The sequence below is a fragment of the Streptomyces sp. NPDC102360 genome (assembly GCF_044766085.1).
Classification (GTDB): domain Bacteria; phylum Actinomycetota; class Actinomycetes; order Streptomycetales; family Streptomycetaceae; genus Streptomyces.
Map to the genome: position 1 here is coordinate 112,733 of NZ_JBIWLG010000016.1, position 18,485 is coordinate 131,217.

The window sequence follows — 18,485 nt, forward strand, 5'->3', positions numbered from 1 at the left end:
CAGATCGCCTTTGACAATCTACCCACCCCAATCTACCTTCGCGGTGGAATCACTTCACCATGGAGGTATTGAAATGCGGGACTCTACGGCCACCAGGCGGTGGCTCGGACTGATCGCCATCGCCCTGGGCGTGGCGCTGATCGTCGTGGACACGACGATCGTCAACGTGATCACGCCATCGGTCGTCGAGGACCTGGGCGTCAACTCCTCGCAGGCGCAGTGGATCCAGGAGTCGTACGCGATCGTCTTCGCCGCGCTGTTGCTGCTCACCGGCCGACTGTCCGACATGCTCGGGGCCCGCCAGGTCTTCACCTGGGGTGTCGTGGTCTTCGGCGCCACCAGCGTGCTCGCCGGTCTGGCGCCCAACGGCGGCCTGCTGATCCTGGCCCGCTTCCTGCAGGGCGTGGGTGCGGCGATGATCCTGCCGACCTCGCTGGCCTTGCTGAAGGCCAACTTCACGGGCAAGGCCCGCGGTCAGGCGTTCGCGGTCTGGGGCTCGACCATCGGAGCGGCCGCCGCGCTCGGACCGCTGCTCGGCGGCTGGCTGTCCGAGCACGTCTCGTGGCGATGGGCGTTCGGCATCAACGTGCCGCTGTCCGTGCTGGTCGCGTTCGGTGTGGTGCGCTACATGGCCCGCTCGCCCCGGACCAGGGGAAGCATCGACGTACTCGGCGCCGTGCTGTCCGTCATCGGGCTCGGTCTGCTCGCCTTCGGGCTCGTCGAGGGTCGCATCTACGGATGGGTGGCCACCATCCACCCGCTCAACTTTCTTGGCTTCACCTGGGACAGCGGGCCCTCGCCCGTCCTGGTCGCGCTGATCCTCGCCGCCCTCGCGCTGGGTCTGTTCGTGCGCCGCCAGGCGAAGTTGACGCGTGGCAGCGACGCCTCCAGGGCGATGATGGACGTGCGGCTGTTCTCCATCGCCTCGTTCCGGGGCGGCAACATCGCGACCCTGATCATCGGTGTCGGGGAGTTCGGCATCGTCGCGGTGCTCCCGCTGTGGCTGCAGTTCACCCTCGGCTACAGCGCGCTGCAGGCCGGGCTCGCCCTGGTACCGGTGGCTATCGGCAGCTTCGTCGCCAGCGGTGCCAGTTTCGGGATGGCCGCCAAGGTCTCGCCTCTGATCCAGCTGCGCATCGGCCTCGCACTCGAAGTCGTCGGCCTGGCAGGCGTCGCCCTCGTAGCCGCTCCCGACACCTCTTGGTGGGCCCTCTCGGCGATGCTCATCCTGTACGGCATGGGCGTCGGCTTCGCCACCGCCCAGGTCACCAACGTCGTCCTCGCCGACATCCCCGACGACAGCAGTGGTCAGGGCTCCGGTATTCAGAGCGCATTCCGTCAGCTCGGCTCCGCCCTCGGCATTGCCGTGCTCACCACCGTGTTCTTCACCACCCTCAGTTCCAAGCTGCACCACAGCCTGGTCTCTTCCGGCCTGTCCGGGGCCGCCGCCGACAAGTTCAGCCACGCCGTCACCGACAGTGCGGGCGCCGCGATCGGCCCGCTGGCCGGAAACCCGCAGACCGCCTCGGTCGCCGATGCGGCCCGCTCGGCGATGTCCGACGGTGTCACCATCGGCGGCTACATCGCAGCAGGGTTCGTCGTGCTGGGCCTGCTCGCTTCCCTGCTCATCCCCGCCATGCCGCCACAGGCGCAGGTCGGGCCCGAGGGGGCCGAGGCCGAACCCGTCCTGCCGTGATCGACGGCGGCCCGTCGCGCCCGTGACGGATGCCCGCCCGTCACGCCCCGTGCGCGACGGGCGGGCGTTGTCTGCTGCCGTTGCGCCGGCAGCGATGCCTTGCCGGCGCAACGCAACGGGCGCCACGACGGCCACGCTCTGCGGGGCTTGACGTGTCATCAGGTCTGCGTGATCGGGAAGTACCGGGCCGCCATCGGCATGCGGCCGTGCGCGAGTCTGCGTGATCATCCGGTTGGCCAACCGCTGGCTGGGCAGCTCAGATGCCCTTGAGCTGGACGCGGTTGTCGCACAGTCCCGACCAGTCGTCGCGGTCCGAGGTCAGTACGAGGACGGGCGCTGGGCAGCGGAGCGCCATCGCGGCGACGAGGGCGTCGATGGCGCATTTGTGGCCGTGCAGGCCACCGGCATCGCTCAGCAGTTGCACGGCGGTGAGGCTGTCCGCCTGGGTGACGTCCTGGACCTGGAGGCGGGAGAGCATCCAGTGCAGCCTGGCGGTATCCGTCTTGCCGTGGACGGCCTCGACCACCGTCAGGGCCGACACGAGGACGGGCACTCCTATGCGCCGAGCAGCCTCGATCCGGGTGACCATCTGGCGGTCGTTGCGCAGCAGCAGCGCCAGGGGGCTGCTGCAGGGTTGGGTGACAGGTTCGGTTAAGCGGCCTGAGTGGCCAGCGTGGTCATGACGGTTTCGTATTCGACGGGAGTCAGCCGGCCGAGCGCGGCCTGTCTGCGGCGTCGGCGGTCCAGGAAGGGCGAGACCCTTCCGCGCCAGCCGCGAGGCCCCTCACAGGGGAGCTTCCCGGTCAGGCTCATCCCGTTTGTCACGGCGCACGCCGGGCGGGCCGGTGCCGTGGGCTTCACCTACCGGCACTGTGGCCCACGCCTGCCCGGTCGGCATCGGTACTCGACATTGGTCCAATCAAAGCATTGACCTCCGATTCCAGCAGGATCTAGTCTCACCACATTGGTCAAACCAAATCGGTTTGGCCGGTGGACACGACCTCATACCTGGGATGGGAGGCTGCCGTGGCGCTGGACCTGGCGCAGTTGGTCCGCTCGCTCTCGGAGCAGAGCGTGCCGGACGCGGAGGGCGGGCGGCTACGGCTGCCCACCGAGCGGGAGTTGGTGTCCCGCCTCGAGATCAGCCGGGGCTCTTTGCGTGAACAGTTGTCGATCCTTGAACACCTGGGGTTCCTCGATCGCACGCAGGGCCGCGGCTCGTTCCTCACCGCGCCCGATGCCACCTTCCTCCAGCTGTACTTCGATCTGGCCGGGCATCTGGGGCATCTGACGCAGCCGCAGTTCCGCTCCGCCCGCGAGATCCTGGAGACCGCGCTCGCCGAGGCCGCCGCCCGCCGGGCCACCGCAGATGACGTCGACGAATTGCGCGGCCTCGTCGACGAGATGGTGCGCGCGACCGCTGCGGGAGAGGCCGCCGCCGCCCTGGAAGCAGACCTGGACTTCCACCGGCGGCTGTGCGAGATCGTCGGCAACCCGGTGTTCGACCTCATGCACGACGCGCTCAGCCACACGCTGCGCAGCGAGATGGTCGACCGGCGCGCGAGCGCCACCGAGGTTCCCCTGCCGCCCGGCCGCAGCCTGGTCATCGACACCGTGCACTACGGCATCGTCGAGGCCATCGACGGACGCGACGCCGAGGGTGCCCGCGCGGCCATGCGCCGCCACTTCGAGGTCTGGTCCTCGTTCACCGACGCCACGGCCCATCACGCCGCGCACCCCGCCACCTCGGCTCCAGACGACGGCGATCGCGCCGCCGGCCGCTGACCCCGCGCCGAGGAACCTCGCACGAAGGAACTCCGCGCCACGGGCCCCCGCACCAAGGAACTCCGCACCAAGGAACCCCAGATGAACGCTTCACCCCTCGTCTTCGTCGGCATCGGCGCCATCGGTCTGCCCATGGCCGCCCGGATCGCCGCCGCGGGACACGACGTCACCGGTGTCGACCCGGCCCCCGCCGCCGCCATCCGCGCCAAGGAAGCCGGACTCACCGGCGCCGTGACCACGGTCCGCGACGCGCCCGACACCCCCACCACCCTCGTCATGGTGGCCACCCCCGACCAGCTCGCGGCCCTGGTCACCGACGCGCTCGACGCCCGCCCCGACCAGAGCGGCCGGTACTGGGTCATCATGAGCACGGTCGGCCCGGACGCGGTGCGCGCCCAGGGCGGGCGGCTCGCCGCGGCCGGCGCCCGCGTGGTCGACGCCCCGGTGACCGGTGGCGTGGCACGCGCCCGTACCGGCGAGCTGACGATTTTCGCGGCCGGTGCCGCCGACGACGTGGCCGCCGTCACCCCCGCCCTGAGCGCCTGCGGCACGGTCCGCCCCGTCGGTGAGCGGCCCGGTGACGGGCAGGCCATCAAGGTGGTCAACCAGCACCTGTGCTCGGTCCATATCGTGGCCGCCGCCGAGGCGCTGAATCTCGCCGCGTCCCTGGATCTCGACCCCGCCCAGGTCCTCGGCCTGGTCGAGGGCGGCGCCGCCGGTTCGTTCATGCTCTCCGACCGCGGGCCGCGCATGCTGGGCGGCACCGACGTCGAAGTCACCAGCGCCGTCTCCATCTTCGTCAAGGACAGCGGCCTGGTCGCCGACGCGGCGCGCGCCGCCGACGCCCCCACTCCCCTGCTCGATCTCGCCCGCGACCGCTACCTGGCCGCCGCGGACAGCGGTCTCGCGGCACGCGACGACTCCCGCGTCATCGAGACGTACCAGACCCCCTGAATTCGTGCGGAGGAGTACGGCGCCGATCGCGCTCCTTCGCACGGCCCACCAAGGAGCCGCCCATGAGCGCCGTCAGCAGAGCCGCCGACGCGCCCCGCCGCGACAACCCCGCCAAGGTCTCGTTCGCCTCCATGGTCGGATCGGCCGTGGAGAGCTACGACTTCTTCATCTACGGCACCGCGTCCGCCGCGTACTTCGGAACTGAGTTCTTCCACACCGACAACCAGCTCGTCGGCGTCCTCGCATCCTTCGCCACCCTCGCCGTCGGCTTTCTCTTCCGCCCGCTCGGCGGGTACCTCGCCGGGCACTTCGGGGACCGCCTCGGGCGCAAGACCGTCCTGAACGCCTCCCTGATGCTGATGGGCATCGCGACCGTCCTCGTCGGCGTACTGCCCACGTTCCAGCAGGTCGGCGTGATCGCGCCGCTGCTCCTGATCCTGTTGCGCATCCTTCAGGGCATCGGGTTCGGGGCCGAGTGGGGCGGCGCCGTCCTCATGAGTGTCGAGCACGCCCCGCCGCACCGGCGCGGCCGCTACGGGGCCGTCCCGCAGATCGGCATCCCCGCAGGACTGCTCCTGGCCAACGGCACCTTCCTCCTAAGTGAGCATGCGCTGAGCGGCAGTTGGGTGTGGCGGGCGCCGTTCCTGTTCTCCATCGTGATGGTCGCCGTCGGCCTGTTCATCCGGCTGCGGATCAAGGAGTCGCCCGAGTTCACGCAGATGAAGGAGCAGGGCCAGATCCGCAAGGCGCCCGCCCTCGACGTGCTGCGCAGCGACTGGCGCATCATCCTCAAGATCACGATGCTGCGGCTCGCCGAGACCGGCGGCTACTACGTCACGACCAGCTTCGTGCTGTCATACGTGGGCCTTGCCGACCTGGGCACCAGCAACGACGTACTCCTGGGCACGATCGTCGGCTCGGTGATCGGTCTCGGCAGTCACCTGTTCTTCGGTGCGCTGTCCGACCGGATCGGCCGCAAGCCGGTGTTCCTCATCGGCGCCGTCTTCACCATCGTCTTCGGCTTCCCGATGTTCCTGCTGGTCAACACCGGAACCACCCTGTTCATCGTGATCGCCGTCGTGCTCGGCCTGGTACTCAGCCACGACCCGATCTTCGCCGTCGAATCCTCCTGGTTCTCCGAGCAGTTCCCCCGCGAGGTCCGCTCCTCCGGCATCTCGCTCGGCTACAACCTGGCGTCCCTCGTCGCAGGCCTGCTGCCCTTCGCGGCAACCGCCCTGTACGGCTGGATCGGCTGGACCGGCCCCGCCGTCCTGTTCTGCCTGCTGGGCATCGCCTCCGTCGCCGCGGCGCTCGTCACTCCGGAGACGGCCCCGGCCAAGGTCGCCGCGCAGGAACGCGACGCCTCCTCTTCCACACACCTCACCACCGAGAAAGTCTCATGACAGCGATATCCGTGACCGAGGCCCCCGCACAGGCCGCATTCCCCGAGCGTGTCAGCCGCGTCCGCGAAGCCGCGTACCGCATGCGCCATCACGTCCTGACGATGGGCGAAGGGCAGGGCCAGGGGTACGTCGGCCAGGCCCTCGGCGTCGCCGACATGCTCGCCGCCGTCTACGCCGACCAGCTGCGGCTGCGCGCCGAAGACCCCGAGTGGGCGGACCGCGACCGCTTCCTGCTCTCCACCGGTCACTACGCGATCGGCCTGTACGCCGCGCTCGCCGAGGCCGGCACCGTCCCCGTCGAGGAACTCTCCACGTACGGCACCGACGGCTCACGCCTGCCGATGTCCGGCATGGCCTCCTACACGCCCGGCATGGAGATCTCCGGCGGCTCGCTCGGCCACGGCCTGACCGTCGCCGTCGGCATGGCGCTCGGCCTTCGCCACCAGGGCAACGGCGCCCGGATCTTCAACTTCCTCTCCGACGGCGAGCTCGACGAGGGCTCGACGTGGGAGGCCGCGATGGGCGCCCACCACCACCGCCTGGGACACATCACCGCGCTCGTCGACATGAACGCGCTGCAGGCGGACGGCGCCACCGACACCGTCCTGTCCATCGAGCCGGCCGAGGAGAAGTGGCAGGCCTGCGGCTGGTTCACGCAGCGCGTCGACGGCAACGACATCGAGGCGCTGCTGCGCGCCCTGGACGCGGCGAGCGAGGCCTCTGCCACCGAGGGCCGCCCGTCGGTGATCCTCTGCGACACCCGCATCGGGCGCGGCGTCCCGCTCCTGGAGGCGCGCGAGAAGGCGCACTTCATGCGGATCGACGAGGACGAATGGGCGGTGTGCCGCGAGCAGTTGACGGCGGGACACCAGGCCGGCTCCCCGGCGGGCGACGACAAGGAAACGGAAGCGGCACGATGAGCACCACCACCCCCACCCCGGCCAAGCGCCTCACCACGTCCGCGATGATCGCGTCCTTCGCCGATCCCGGCCAGCGCACCTCCCCCGCCCCCTTCGGCAAGGCGCTGGCCGCAGCCGCCGAAGGGGACCAGCGGATCGTCGGCCTCACCGCCGACCTCGGCAAGTACACCGACATGCACGTCTTCGCCCAGGCGCACCCGGACCGGTTCTTCCAGATGGGCATGGCCGAGCAGCTCCTCTTCGGCGCCGCGGCCGGCATGGCGGAGACGGGCCTCGTGCCGTTCGCGTCCACGTACTCGGTGTTCGCCGCCCGGCGCGCGTACGACTTCATCTGCCTGGACATCGCCGAGCCGAACCTGAACGTCAACGTCGTCGGCGGGCTGCCCGGCCTGACCACCGGTTACGGCCCGAGCCACCAGGCGACCGAGGACGTCGCGATCTTCCGCGGCATGCCGAACCTCACCATCGTCGACCCCTGCGACGCCCTCGACATCGAGCAGGCCGTCCCCCAACTCGCCGCCCACGAGGGACCGACGTACCTGCGGCTGCTGCGCGGCAAGGTGCCGCTCGTGCTCGACGAGTACGACTACACCTTCGAGCTGGGCAAGGCCAAGGTCGTACGGGGCGGCCGTGACGTCGTGTTCGTGTCCAGCGGTCTGATGACAATGCGGGCGCTGCAGGCCGCGGAGAAGCTCGCCGCGCACAACGTCGACGTGGCCGTCATGCACACCCCGACGCTCAAGCCGTTCGACGAGGAGACCGTGCTCCGCGAGCTCGCCGGTGACCGCCTCGCCGTCACACTGGAAAACCACACTGTCGTCGGTGGCCTCTTCGAGACCGTGGCCTCGGCCGCCGTCCGGACGGGACTGGGCAAGCAGGTCCTCCCGATCGCCCTGCCGGACGAGTTCATCGACGCCGGCGCGCTGCCCACCCTCCACGACCGGTACGGCCTCGCGGCCGACCGGGTGGTGGAGAAGGTGCTCGCCGCGCTCTGACAACGAATGGGTGCGCGTTCCGGCGGGGACGCGCACCAGCAGATTCCCCGTCCGGGCCCTCGTCCCTCCACTCAGGCCCGCAGCCCGCGCAGCAGCGCGTGCTGACGCCGTACCTGGTCGCGTCCCCAGTACGGTTCGCGGCGGCCTTCGTACTCGCTGGACAGCCAGCCGTTCCAGCCGGCGTCGTGCAGGGTGGTGACGAGGTCCGCCCAGGGGATGTGCAGGTCGTGCAGTTCGTCGTCGATCTCGAAGAACTTCGCCTGGATGAAGTGGACCTGGGGCAGCACTTCGACCAGGTCTGCCATCGGGACGGCCAGCGGTTCCAGGAACGCGGGACGCTTCTTGCCCTCGAATCCCTCGTGGCCGTCGTCGACAGGAGCGGTCTGGAAGATGCCCGTGTCGATGAGGAGCTTGAAGTGGTCGCTGCCGGTGCGCTCGATGAAGTCGAGATATCCCTGCGTCACCGGGTGCTTGATCGGGGTGGGGCTGTGGATCTCGGGGCAGATGACGATGTCGAGGTCGGCGGCGAGGTCCAGGACCCTCTCCACGGCGGGCTGCCAGATCGGGTGGGGTTCAAGGTCCGGTGAGACGACGCCGAACTTCGGGCGGATCGAGGTGAATCCGAGCGCCTTGGCCAGCCGCAGGTCGGTCTCCAGTTGTGCGCGCCCTTCCTCGGCGGTGAGGTCGCGCTCGCGCCACATCGCGGTGTCGACCCAGGCGCCGTAGTTGGTCGCGGTCAGGCCGTACCGGTCCAGGAGGCGGTGCCAGGTGTCGATCCACCCGGCGTCGGGTCGCGGGTAGCCGGGGATGTTGCCTTCGCCGAGGATCTCGATGCCGGTGGCTCCGAGGTCGGCGATGTCGGCCATGGAGTCCTCGAGGGACATCGAGGTGTAGAGGTCGCCGGAGTAACTGTAGAGCGAGACACCGTAGTTGAGGCCCTGAGTACCTCCGGTGGCGGGGACGATGGTGCCGGTCGCCGTGGCGCGGAAGACGGAGGGGCCCGCGATCTCGGGGATGTAGGGGCGACGCAGGTGGATGGCCACCTCGATGCGGTGCACGCCCGCGCCCAGGCCGCCGGGGTGGTCGACCGTGACGACGGCGTCCTCGTCGAGTTGCCAGCGGACGTCGGTGGAGGCGCGCAGGGCGTCGAGGGTGAAGGTGCGGCCCTGGAGGGTCCAGCGGGACTGTTCGGGCGCGTGCTTCTCGCCGTCGATGACGATCTCGACGCCGTCGACCAGGCTTGCGGCGATGCCGCGGTAGTTGGGGTTGCGCAGACGGAGCTGGAATCCGGTGACGGCGCCGTTGCCGACGACGTTGCGGAAGCCGCGCTGCTGGATGATGGTGCGTTCGAGCACGATGCGGCTCGTCCTTTCTCGTGAACTGCCCTGCGCCGACGGCGCTCAGGCGGCCGGTGCGGGGGTGGAGGAATCGAGCTTGTAGAGGCCCATGACGGCAGCCTGGACGAGACACAGGACCAGCGGGATGCCGACGAAGGCCCACTCGATGGAGTGCGAGGCCTGCGCGGTGACGTGATGGGCCCGGTAGCCGCCCCAGGCCAGCGCCCAGGCGAACAGGGCGCTGCCCAGGGCGGTACCCACCTTGGTGGCGAAGCTGTAGCCCGCGTACAGCAGGCCTTCGTCGCGGCGTCCGGTGACGCCCTCGTGGTGGTCGATGGCGTCGGAGACCAGGGCGGGCGCGGCGACCAGACCGAACCCGCCGAGGAGGTTGGCAACGAGGAACAGCGCGAGAAAGGCCACGGGGTCGTCGTGCAGAGGAAATAGCGCGAGGTAGAGGGCGGCGGTGGCGATCAGGCCGATGACGATGCCGCGTCGCTTGCCGGTGCGGCGCAGGATCCACGGGGTGAGCAGCGAGCCCACCAGGGCCGAGAGCGAGAAGGACAGCAGGATGTAGCTGGTGGCCCAGGAGTTGTCCAGGACGTCGCGGGCGTAGTAGACGGCTCCGGCGGTGATGACGCCGAGGCGGACGAAGGCCAGCACCGAGGCGAGGCAGACGCCGAGCCAATGCCGGTTGTGGAACAGCGCCTTCAGGGCCTGGCCGACGGCGGCCTTTGGCTGTGCTTCCAGGGGCGCGACCTGCTCCTTGCACAGCGCGGCGACCACCCAGTACAGGAGGGTGCCCACGACGCCGAAGACGATCGCCATGCCGGGGAAGCCGTGGGCGAGGTTGCCGCCGCCCAGCGTCGTGACCAGGGGCATGACCGCGAGGGAGACCGCGATGAGCCCGAGGGAGGCGCCCACGAAGCGGTAGCCGCTCATCTTGAGGCGGGTGTCGTTGTCGGAGGTCAGCATCGGGAGCATCGCGCCGTAGGGCACGTTGACGAGGGAGTGGCTGATGCCGACGAGTACGAAGGTGAAGCCGGCCCAGAGGGCCGCGGTGGTGCCGGTGCCCACGGGCGTGAAGGCCAGGACGAAGGCGACGGCCAGGAGCGGCGCCGCGAAGATCACATAGGGGCGGGCCCGGCCGAACCTACTGCGCGTGTGGTCGACGGCCAGGCCGACCACCGGGTCCACGACGGCGTCGGCGACCCGGCCGAGCAGCAAGATGGTGCCCGCGGTGGCGGCGGCGAGGCCTGCGACGTCGGTGTAGAAGAAGAGCAGGAAGGCCGTGAGGGTGGTCCAGGTCAGGTTGGACGCCAAGTCCCCCAGGCCGTAGCCGAGTTGAGCGGCGCGGCCGACGGGCCGGGCCGTGGAGGGACGCATGCCGGTGGACGTGCCTGCGACTGGAGAGGATGCGGCACTCATCGTCGAGTCCCTTCGGTGGCAGAGGGGCACGCCGCCTGAGACATGAGGCGCAGGGGTGGCGGCTGCCGTTGACGGCAGGCGAGGCTCTTCCGGCACTCGTCTGCTCTTACCGAGGGAACTTAAGTTTGCGGTGAGCTTAAGTCAATGGGTTCGACCGGTTGATGGGCGCACCGCGAGCGATACCGGTGCGCCGGAGCACCGGAGCACCGGAGCACCGGAATCGCCTGACGCACCCCCACACATCGCCTCACACACCCACCAGAAGGCGACCCGGCTCGACGCCCGCGGGGCTTCCCTGCGGCGTCCATGCCGCCATCGCGTCGGCGGACAGCAGCGCCTCGACGGCCAGGTGCGCCCCGCCGACGACACCACCCAGCTCTCCGAGCCCGGACCCGCGGATCACCAGGCCGGACGCGGCAAGGGGCAACGACCGGCTGCGAACGGCATGTTCGATCACGCGCAGGAAGGGCTCGCCGACCGTCAGGGCGCCACCACCGAAGACGAGGCAGGCGGGGTTGTAGAAGTTGACCAGTGTCGCCATCACGCTGCCGATCCGCTCGGCGGAGCGCGCTACCGCGGTCATGCACCACGCGTCGCCCAACGTGACGCCGCGGCCGATGTCAGCGGGGGTGATCTCGCCGTGCTCACGGTGGACGTCGGCGAGGTAGCGGCTACGCCCCTCGTGGACGGCGGTCACCGCGTCGCGGGCCAACGCCCACCCGCCGGCGAGGGCCTCCAGGCAACCGGTGCGCCCGCAGCGGCACATCACCTGGTTGTCCTCCAGCACGCGGGCGTGGCCGATGTCGCCGGCGGCGCCCTTGCTGCCGCGCCGGATGCGACCCTCGTTGACGATTCCGGCGCCGATGCCGGTGCCGACCTTCACGAAGATCATGTCCTCGTCCGCGGCTCCGGCGGCGCGGGCCTCGCCCAACGCCAGCAAGTTGGCGTCGTTGTCGACCCACACCGGCACCCGGTAGCGCTGCTGGAGCCGCCCGCGGATGTCGAAGCCGTCCCAACCCGGCATGATCGGCGGCTGGGAGGGCCGCCCCGTCGAGAACTCCACCGGCCCCGGCACCCCGACCGTCACCGCCCACAGCGGGACGTCCGACCGCCCGGCGAGCAGCTCGGCGAAGTGCCCGTCCAGCGCCGCGAGGGTCTCCTCGGGCCCGCGGGCGATGGACCACTCCACGTGCCGGTGCTCCTGGACACGGGCGTCCAGGTCCGTCACCGCCACATCCAGTGCGGCCGCCCCGAGGACGGCGGTGAGGACGAGGCCGCACCCGGCGTTGAACCGCAGCTGCCGCGACGGGCGGCCACCGCTGGACGGGCCGGTCTCGGCGTCCTCCAGGAGCCCCAGGTCGATGGCCTGGTCGACCCGTTGGGAGATCACGGTGCGCCCCAGCATCGAGACCGCACCCAGTTCGGGCCTGGTGCGGGCACGGCCCGAGCGGACCAGGTCCACGACGGCGGACAGAGCATCGAAGTGATCTACGGCGGTAGGCGGTCGGCGTGTCATGCCAGGCATCATCGCGCACTTCTGCCGCCGGACAGCGCACCCTTGACTACTTTTGCATTTCACGTGCAATAGTGGCGCTCTACTCACTCGCCGAGACAAGGACTTCGCCACATGCCACAGCCGGTCAGCGCAGCCATCGTCGGCACCGGGTTCATGGGAACCGTGCACGCACGGGCCGTCGCAGCCGCCTCGGGTCAGGTGCGCCTGGTCGCCGGCTCTTCGGCCGACCGGGCGGGTCTGGTGGCGACGGTGCCGTGCGTCCACCTCTTCTACCGCGCTACCTCATCGCCGGCCGCCGACAGGTCGACTGGCTTCGCGTCGTCGACCGCCTCTACGAAGCCGGGTTCACCGGCACCGTCTCCGTCGAGCACGAGGCCCCCCCTGTGGGGCGGCACCCCCGCGAAGGTGTGCCAGGGCCTGACCATCGCGCACCGGACCTTGCGCCCGCTCGTCACCGGCTGACCCGACCCCAGGAGTCCCACCCGTGTCCCTTCCCCTCTCCCCCGCCTACGATCTCGTCGTCGTCGGCAGCGGCCCCACCGGCAGCACATACGTCCGCGAGGTCTTCGAGCAGCACCCCGGCGCCCGGATCCTGGTCGTCGAGGCCGGTCCGAGGATCAGCGATCCGCCCGGCGGCCACGTGAAGAACATCGCCGACGACGAACGGCGCGCCCAGGCCCAGCGCGCCTCGGAAGGGCCGAGCCCCGCCTCGCCCGGACGGCCCGGAACCCGCCTGCTCGCCGCCCCGGACATGCCCGCCGCCGCCGTCTCCACCAACGTCGGCGGCATGGGTGCGCACTGGACCGCGGCCTGCCCCCGGCCCGGTGACGGCGAACGCATCCCCTTCATCCCCGCCGCCGAGATGGACCAGCACCTCGCCCGCGCCGAGCAGCTCCTCCACGTCAGCGCCGACGCCTTCGACGACGCCCCCTTCGCCGACGAGGTGCGCCACCGCCTGGCCCGCCACTTCGACGACGGCCGCCCCGCCTCCCGCCGCGTCGCCCCGATGCCACTGGCCGTCACCACGCGTCCCGACGGGAGCCGCACATGGAGCGGCACGGATGTCGTCCTCGGCTCCGCCGCCCGGGACTCGCGTGTCGAGCTCGCCGACCGGTGCCTGTGCCTGCGGGTGCGGTACGAGGGCGGGGTGGTCACCGGCGTCGTCGTACGCGACCTCTCCGACGGCGGCGCCGGTCAGGAGACCGAGATCGCCGCGTCCGCCGTGGTCGTCGCCGCCGACGCCCTGCGCACCCCGCAACTGCTGCACGCCTCGGGCATCCGCCCCGCCGCGCTCGGCCGCTACCTCAACGACCAGCCGCAGGTCGTCTTCGCCGTCCGTCTTCCCGACGACGTCGTGGCCACGCACGACGCCGTGACCGACCGCACCCGCGACGAAGACGGCGGCATCGTCCCGCAGAGCGGCGTCAGTTGGGTGCCCTACACCGACGACCAGCCGTTCCACGGACAGGTGATGCAGCTCGACGCCTCGCCGGTCCCGCTCGCGGACACCACACCCGTCCAGCCCGGCAGCATCGTCGGCCTGGGCTGGTTCTGCGCCAAGGACGTCACCTCCGAGGACCGGATCACGTTCGCCGACGACACGAACGACGCGTTCGGCATGCCGACGGCCACGATCCACTACCGCTACACCGACCGTGATCTCGCCACCATCGAGGCCGCCAAGAGGGCAGTCACCGAGGCAGGCACCGCCCTCGGCGCCCCCCTCGACCCAGCGCCGTTCCTCCTCCCGGCCGGCAGCTCACTCCACTACCAGGGCACCACCCGCATGGGACCCACCGACGGCGACACCAGCGTCTGCGACACTTTCAGCCGGGTATGGAACACGGTCGGCCTGTGGGTGGCGGGCAACAACGTCATCCCGACAGCCACCGCCTGCAACCCGACCCTGACCTCGGTCGCCCTGGCATCGCGGGGAGCCCGGTCCCTGGTGGAACACCTTCTGCGGCGGGAGACGGCGGCTACGGTCCCGCCGTCCCGGACCTGAGGCGTTTCGGATCGCCCAGCTGCTGCCGCCGGATCAGGTGTCCACGACCAAGCGGAAGTTGCAGGTACAGCCCGCTGGAGCCGAAACTCCGTCACCGCGGCTCCAGCCACTGTCCTCCTCCTGCATGGCAGGGGGAACTCCCGCACTCCGCCCGGCAGAGGACACCCGCTCAGGCGACGGTGAAGGGGAGCACGTCGCCCGAGTACGCGGCGGCTGCTGTCTCACCGCAGCATCCGCCGCACTCAACCAGCCTTGACGCGCCTCCACGCTACGCCCTCCGTCGCCTGCCGGATGACGTCCCGTCGAGGACACCATCCGCCACAGCCCTCTGGTGGAGTCGACGTTGCTCCAGGCCATCGCCCACCGTCTCTGCGACGGCCTGGACGGGCCGGCGCAGCCTCTTACAGGTGCCGCGAAGGCCCGCAAGGCATACCGTTTACAGGTGGTCTGACACGAGCCGAAGCCTGCGGGCTGCCCCTCGGCAGTCACCGATGACCGGTCAACAACCGATCCTCCGGTCCTGTTGGAGTTCCACCAGCATGAGGGCGGCCGAAACGCTCGTCGGATCGTGGTCGAGGGGCCTGGGCAGCAGAGTTCTGGCCTTTGCGAGGCGCCGGTCGATGGTGTTGCGGTGGGCGAACAGACGGTCGGCGGTTCTGGAGACGCTGTAGCCCTCGGCTACGTACGTGCGCACCGTGCACTGGAGGACCGGGTCCGCGGTGGCCAGGTCGCCGAGAGTGCGGGACACGAACTCCGAGGCCTGGCTCGGATCCGCGGTGAGCAGGTCGACCAGGTGCACATCCTCGTAGCGGACGACCATGCGCGATGATCCGACGCGGGCGAGCAGCCGCTGTGCCGCCGCGGCGTCAAGGTGGCTCTGCCGGAATCCCGTGAGGCCCGCTCCGGTGCGACCGAGTGCCACGCGTACACCGGGCGTCTTCTCCAGGACATGCAGCACGTCCGCCGTCGGGGGAACCTCGTCCACGGGCAGCCACAGCCAGAGTGCGGATGTGCTCGGCGGCAGCGTCAGGCGACGGGTCGCACCGCACGTCCACATGACGTGCTCGGCGGCCCGCTCCAGCTCCTGTGCGTCGGCCGGGGAATCGACCCACAGGATCGCCGCGACATGGTGTCCCGCCAGCGGATGGCCGAGCTGTTCCTCGGCGCGGGCGCGGTTGATGCGCGCGCCCTGGAGCAGCAGTTGGACCGTCGTGTGCCGCTGCGCCTGGGCGCCGAAGCCCATCTCCGCGCGGATCTCGTCGACGTAGGTGCCGACCGCGGCGATGGAGTCGTCGATGTAGGTCGTCAGGGAGTTGGCGGACACCTCCATCAGCTCGCGCAGTTCCTCACGGTCGTCGGTCGCGGCGAAGCACTGGTCGACCCACAGCCCCCAACCGACCCGCTGCGCGGCACGCCAGGACTCGAGTTCGTCCAGGTCCATCCCGCGCAGTACGAGGTCCCTGGCGATGATCAGCATCTCGCGGTCCTTGGCCGGGGTCACCCGGCGGCCCGGTTCCTGCATGTTGGACACCAGCCAGTGCGTCATGTTGGCCTTGCACAGGCGCCGATCCGCCTCCGCCAGCACGGGATCGTCGACGTACTCCCGCTGTCGTGCCGCGCGTTGGGATGCCTGCCACACCTGGTCGACGACCTCGTCCGGCACCGGAAGACGGCTCTCGGCGATCTGCCGGATCAGCTCGCACACCCGCTCGGACGGGCTGGGCCACAGCATCTTCATGTCCCGTGATCGTAGACGTGGAGGAGAACAGGCCACAGTGCCCGGCAGCGTCCGGATGCCGCAAGGTGCGGAATTCACCTCCTCCCCCTCGAACCCGCGCTGACGTGCCCTGGCCGGAGGACCGTCCCAGCGGCCAGGGTCGAGACAGCAGGAGCCATTCCGACCAGTCGGTCTGCCTGTGGTCCGTAGTCGGCCAGGCCCGAGGCACCCGCCTCACCGACGGGACGTGACGAGCGACGTGGCAGCCATCGAGAGGAACGTTCATGGGCAGCACGAAGAAGTACGACGTCCTGGTCGTCGGGTGTGGGCTGATGGGCTCCGCACTGGCGCGCACTCTCGCCGGGCGGGGCTACTCCGTAGCCGCGTGGAACCGCACCCCGCAACGGGCGCTCGCACTCGCCGAGTCGGGCGTCACGCCCGTGGACTCCCCCGCCGAAGCCGTGCCGGCGACAAGCTTGTGCATCGCCTGCACCAACAATTACGACAGCGCGCGCTCGGCGCTCGAGCCGGTCGCCGACTGGGACACCACCACGTTGGTCAACCTCGGCAGCGGGTCCGCCGACGAGGCCGAGGAGATGGCGCGGTGGGCGGGCGAGCGGGGCGCCGCCTATCTCGACGGGTTCATCGGCTCCTATCCCAGGGACATCGGCGCTCCCCACGGGATGGTCGGTGTGTCCGGCCCCGCCGCACTCTGGGAGCGGCACCATGATGTCTTCATGAGCCTCGGGGGCGCCTCCCAGCACCTCTCCGACGGCGTGCGCGGTGCCGGTGTGCTGGAGGGGAGCATGGTCGGCACGTTCTTCATCGCGGCGTTGAGCGCCTACGTCGAGGCGGTGACGTACGCGATCGATCAGGGCCTGTCCCCACGGGCGTTGGCCTCGACGGCGACGCAGGTGATCTCCCTGCTGGAGGCGGTGGCGCCGGAGACGGCGACGGCGATCGCGCAGGACTCCCACGAGACCGACCAGGCGACGGTGAAGACCTTCACCGAGGGCGCACGCGCCACACTCACTGCCATGCGTACGGCAGGGTACAGCGCCCGGGTGGTCGGGGCGGTCGTCGAGAATCTCGAGCTCGCCGAGCGCGCCGGGTTCTCCCAACTCGCGTTCTCCGCGCAGTGCAAGGTCCTCGCCGACACCAAGGGCGTCGCTGAGTGACATCACGTCACACCCCTTGAGACCCACCCTCATACGCCGTCCCCACCGGGTCCTGCCGGTGGCGGCGGCCCCCCATCTCGTACGGGAGTGCATCACGATGGCAAGAGCGAACGAGGCCGTGTTCGGCGCAGGTGCGGACGTCGGGGCCCGACCTTCGAGCAGACGAGTCCCGCTCATCGCGGTCTCCGCGCTGCTGTGCACGGTGACCATCGCGGTCAACTTCATGCTGGGACCTCTCCTTCCCTTGATGCAGAGTCACTTCGCCATTGGTGTCTCGGCGGCGGCCTGGGTTCTCACGACGATGCTCCTGGGCAGCGGGGCCGGCTTCGTGCTCATTCCGCGCCTGCAGGACATCGTCGACGACCGCACGATGCTGCTGTGGTCCGGAGTCCTGCTCACGGCGGGCGCGCTGATACCCGCCGTCGCCGACACGTACCCGGCGCTGCTCGCCGGGTCGGCCATGCTCGGCTTCGGCAGCGCGGCGCAGATACTCCCGGTCGGATTCCTGCGCCGTCACCTCTCCGGCGGCTCGGTGGGCACCGCGGTCAGCGTCCTGATCATGGCCACCGGAACCGGTGTCGTCGTGGGCATGGTGGGCGGCGGCCTGACGGTGAAGTACCTGTCGTTGTCGACGTTCTTCTACCTCCTGGCGGCGGCGTTCGCCGCGACCACGGCGGCTCTTCTGGCGGTCGTTCCGCGCTCGCGTCCCGCCTCGTCCGCGCGGATCGGCGTGTGGGGCACGGCGTGGATGATCGCGTGGGTGACGCTGCTGCTGCTCGCGATGGCGCAGATCAGCGCCTGGGGCGCCGTGTGCTACCCGCTGTTCGCCGTCGGAGTCGTCGCCGGTGTCGCCTGGGTGCTGGCGCAACGCCGGTCGGCCACCCCGGTCTTCGACCTGGAGATGCTGAAGCGGCCGTACGCCACGACGGCCTGCGTGGCCTCCTTCCTGTTCGGCGCCGTCGACGCGGCCTTCGTCCTGCTGGTCACCTACTACACACAAACCCCGTCCGAGGTCGGGTACGGCTCTGGCACCGACGCACTCGGCACCAGCCTCCTGATGCTTCCGTTCGCGCTGACCATGTTCATCAGCGGCAAGGCGGCGGAGCGCGTGGTGCAGCACGGACGGCCCGGCGCCGTGCTGGCCGCGGGCGCGGCCGTGTGCGGGATCGGTCTGGTGTGGCTGGCGTTCGCCCACGACCAGACGTGGCAGTACCTCGTCGGCTCGGCCCTCGTGGGGCTCGGCAGCCGCGCCGGCTACAGCGGCTCGTTCGCGATTCCGCAACTGGTGGTGGACGAGGACCAGGCAGGGATGGCCGCCGGAATCCCCGCCACGGCGATGATGATCGGCTCCGCTTTCGGCGCCGCCGTCACCACGTCCGTCCTGTCCCTCGCGTACCTTCCCGAGGTCTCCGGTGTGCCACAGCCGCACCTCTACACCATGGGATACCTGATCGCGGCTGCCTTCCCGGTCGGCATTCTCGCCGCGACGGCCGTGTCGTCCGCCCGCCACCCCGGCGCGTTCAAGTCCCTGATGCGGCAGGCCTCGTAGGGCTT

15 protein-coding genes are annotated in these 18,485 nt (G+C 70.3%); 10 read left to right on the forward strand and 5 right to left on the reverse strand.

The annotated features are described in order from the left end of the window. Window positions 1–73: 73 nt before the first annotated feature. The gene (locus tag ACIRHA_RS38985; RefSeq protein WP_403855851.1) at window positions 74–1,696 is read left to right on the forward strand and encodes a DHA2 family efflux MFS transporter permease subunit; all 1,623 of its coding nucleotides are present in this window, start codon (window positions 74–76) and stop codon (window positions 1,694–1,696) included. A 256-nt stretch (window positions 1,697–1,952) separates the two neighbouring features. Here ACIRHA_RS38985 and ACIRHA_RS38990 read toward each other — a convergent pair whose 3' ends face one another. Next, window positions 1,953–2,285, reverse strand: coding sequence for a DNA-binding protein (locus ACIRHA_RS38990; RefSeq protein ID WP_403855853.1), 333 nt, complete (start codon window positions 2,283–2,285; stop codon window positions 1,953–1,955). Window positions 2,286–2,722: 437 nt separating this feature from the next. Here ACIRHA_RS38990 and ACIRHA_RS38995 point away from each other — a divergent pair, with 437 nt between their 5' ends. The 5 genes from ACIRHA_RS38995 to ACIRHA_RS39015 all read left to right on the forward strand — a co-directional run bounded on the left by ACIRHA_RS38995 (window position 2,723) and on the right by ACIRHA_RS39015 (window position 7,753). After that, a complete protein-coding gene (locus ACIRHA_RS38995) occupies window positions 2,723–3,481 on the forward strand; it encodes a FadR/GntR family transcriptional regulator (RefSeq protein WP_403855855.1) in 759 nt (252 codons plus the stop codon). A gap of 81 nt (window positions 3,482–3,562) precedes the next feature. Beyond that, the gene (locus ACIRHA_RS39000; RefSeq protein WP_403855857.1) at window positions 3,563–4,435 is read left to right on the forward strand and encodes an NAD(P)-dependent oxidoreductase; all 873 of its coding nucleotides are present in this window, start codon (window positions 3,563–3,565) and stop codon (window positions 4,433–4,435) included. A gap of 62 nt (window positions 4,436–4,497) precedes the next feature. Further along, entirely contained in the window at window positions 4,498–5,838 is a 1,341-nt protein-coding gene (locus ACIRHA_RS39005) for an MFS transporter (protein ID WP_403855859.1), read from the forward strand. Beyond that, complete coding sequence (locus ACIRHA_RS39010) at window positions 5,835–6,758, forward strand: transketolase (protein ID WP_403855861.1); 924 nt, start codon at window positions 5,835–5,837, stop codon at window positions 6,756–6,758. The genes ACIRHA_RS39005 and ACIRHA_RS39010 overlap by 4 nt, the downstream gene beginning before the upstream one ends. Continuing rightward, window positions 6,755–7,753, forward strand: coding sequence for a transketolase family protein (locus ACIRHA_RS39015; RefSeq protein ID WP_403855863.1), 999 nt, complete (start codon window positions 6,755–6,757; stop codon window positions 7,751–7,753). Before ACIRHA_RS39010 ends, ACIRHA_RS39015 begins: the two co-directional genes overlap by 4 nt. 71 nt (window positions 7,754–7,824) lie before the next feature. On the opposite strand, the gene ACIRHA_RS39020 is transcribed toward ACIRHA_RS39015, so the two are convergent. The 3 genes from ACIRHA_RS39020 to ACIRHA_RS39030 form a co-directional block, all read right to left on the reverse strand. Then, window positions 7,825–9,108, reverse strand: coding sequence for a DUF6379 domain-containing protein (locus tag ACIRHA_RS39020; protein WP_403855865.1), 1,284 nt, complete (start codon window positions 9,106–9,108; stop codon window positions 7,825–7,827). A gap of 45 nt (window positions 9,109–9,153) precedes the next feature. Next, window positions 9,154–10,515, reverse strand: a complete 1,362-nt coding sequence (locus tag ACIRHA_RS39025) for an MFS transporter (RefSeq protein ID WP_403855867.1) — start codon at window positions 10,513–10,515, stop codon at window positions 9,154–9,156. Window positions 10,516–10,762: 247 nt separating this feature from the next. After that, the gene (locus tag ACIRHA_RS39030) at window positions 10,763–12,031 is read right to left on the reverse strand and encodes an ROK family protein (protein ID WP_403855869.1); all 1,269 of its coding nucleotides are present in this window, start codon (window positions 12,029–12,031) and stop codon (window positions 10,763–10,765) included. 111 nt (window positions 12,032–12,142) lie between these two features. Here ACIRHA_RS39030 and ACIRHA_RS39035 point away from each other — a divergent pair, with 111 nt between their 5' ends. Beyond that, entirely contained in the window at window positions 12,143–12,493 is a 351-nt protein-coding gene (locus ACIRHA_RS39035; protein WP_403855871.1) for a hypothetical protein, read from the forward strand. Between the two features lie 22 nt (window positions 12,494–12,515). Then, window positions 12,516–14,036 carry a GMC oxidoreductase gene (locus tag ACIRHA_RS39040; protein ID WP_403855873.1) on the forward strand — a complete coding sequence of 507 codons (1,521 nt, stop codon included), beginning with the start codon at window positions 12,516–12,518 and terminating at the stop codon, window positions 14,034–14,036. A 499-nt stretch (window positions 14,037–14,535) separates the two neighbouring features. Here ACIRHA_RS39040 and ACIRHA_RS39045 read toward each other — a convergent pair whose 3' ends face one another. After that, a complete protein-coding gene (locus ACIRHA_RS39045; RefSeq protein ID WP_403855875.1) occupies window positions 14,536–15,774 on the reverse strand; it encodes a PucR family transcriptional regulator in 1,239 nt (412 codons plus the stop codon). 263 nt (window positions 15,775–16,037) lie between these two features. On the opposite strand from ACIRHA_RS39045, the gene ACIRHA_RS39050 reads away from it, so the two are divergent. Together ACIRHA_RS39050 and ACIRHA_RS39055 are read left to right on the forward strand one after the other, a co-directional pair. After that, a complete protein-coding gene (locus tag ACIRHA_RS39050; RefSeq protein WP_403855877.1) occupies window positions 16,038–16,931 on the forward strand; it encodes an NAD(P)-binding domain-containing protein in 894 nt (297 codons plus the stop codon). 97 nt (window positions 16,932–17,028) lie between these two features. Further along, window positions 17,029–18,480, forward strand: a complete 1,452-nt coding sequence (locus ACIRHA_RS39055) for an MFS transporter (RefSeq protein ID WP_403855879.1) — start codon at window positions 17,029–17,031, stop codon at window positions 18,478–18,480. Window positions 18,481–18,485: the final 5 nt, after the last annotated feature.

Excerpts from the sequence above, each read along its gene's own strand:
- ACIRHA_RS38985 (WP_403855851.1), top strand. The coding sequence starts at position 74 with ATGCGGGACTCTACGGCCACCAGGCGGTGGCTCGGACTGATCGCCATC.
- ACIRHA_RS39055 (WP_403855879.1), top strand. The coding sequence starts at position 17,029 with ATGGCAAGAGCGAACGAGGCCGTGTTCGGCGCAGGTGCGGACGTCGGG.
- ACIRHA_RS39000 (WP_403855857.1), top strand. The coding sequence starts at position 3,563 with ATGAACGCTTCACCCCTCGTCTTCGTCGGCATCGGCGCCATCGGTCTG.
- ACIRHA_RS38990 (WP_403855853.1), bottom strand. The coding sequence starts at position 2,285 with ATGGTCACCCGGATCGAGGCTGCTCGGCGCATAGGAGTGCCCGTCCTC.
- ACIRHA_RS39015 (WP_403855863.1), top strand. The coding sequence starts at position 6,755 with ATGAGCACCACCACCCCCACCCCGGCCAAGCGCCTCACCACGTCCGCG.
- ACIRHA_RS39035 (WP_403855871.1), top strand. The coding sequence starts at position 12,143 with ATGCCACAGCCGGTCAGCGCAGCCATCGTCGGCACCGGGTTCATGGGA.
- ACIRHA_RS39030 (WP_403855869.1), bottom strand. The coding sequence starts at position 12,031 with ATGACACGCCGACCGCCTACCGCCGTAGATCACTTCGATGCTCTGTCC.
- ACIRHA_RS39010 (WP_403855861.1), top strand. The coding sequence starts at position 5,835 with ATGACAGCGATATCCGTGACCGAGGCCCCCGCACAGGCCGCATTCCCC.
- ACIRHA_RS39045 (WP_403855875.1), bottom strand. The coding sequence starts at position 15,774 with ATGAAGATGCTGTGGCCCAGCCCGTCCGAGCGGGTGTGCGAGCTGATC.
- ACIRHA_RS39005 (WP_403855859.1), top strand. The coding sequence starts at position 4,498 with ATGAGCGCCGTCAGCAGAGCCGCCGACGCGCCCCGCCGCGACAACCCC.
- ACIRHA_RS39050 (WP_403855877.1), top strand. The coding sequence starts at position 16,038 with ATGGGCAGCACGAAGAAGTACGACGTCCTGGTCGTCGGGTGTGGGCTG.
- ACIRHA_RS39025 (WP_403855867.1), bottom strand. The coding sequence starts at position 10,515 with ATGAGTGCCGCATCCTCTCCAGTCGCAGGCACGTCCACCGGCATGCGT.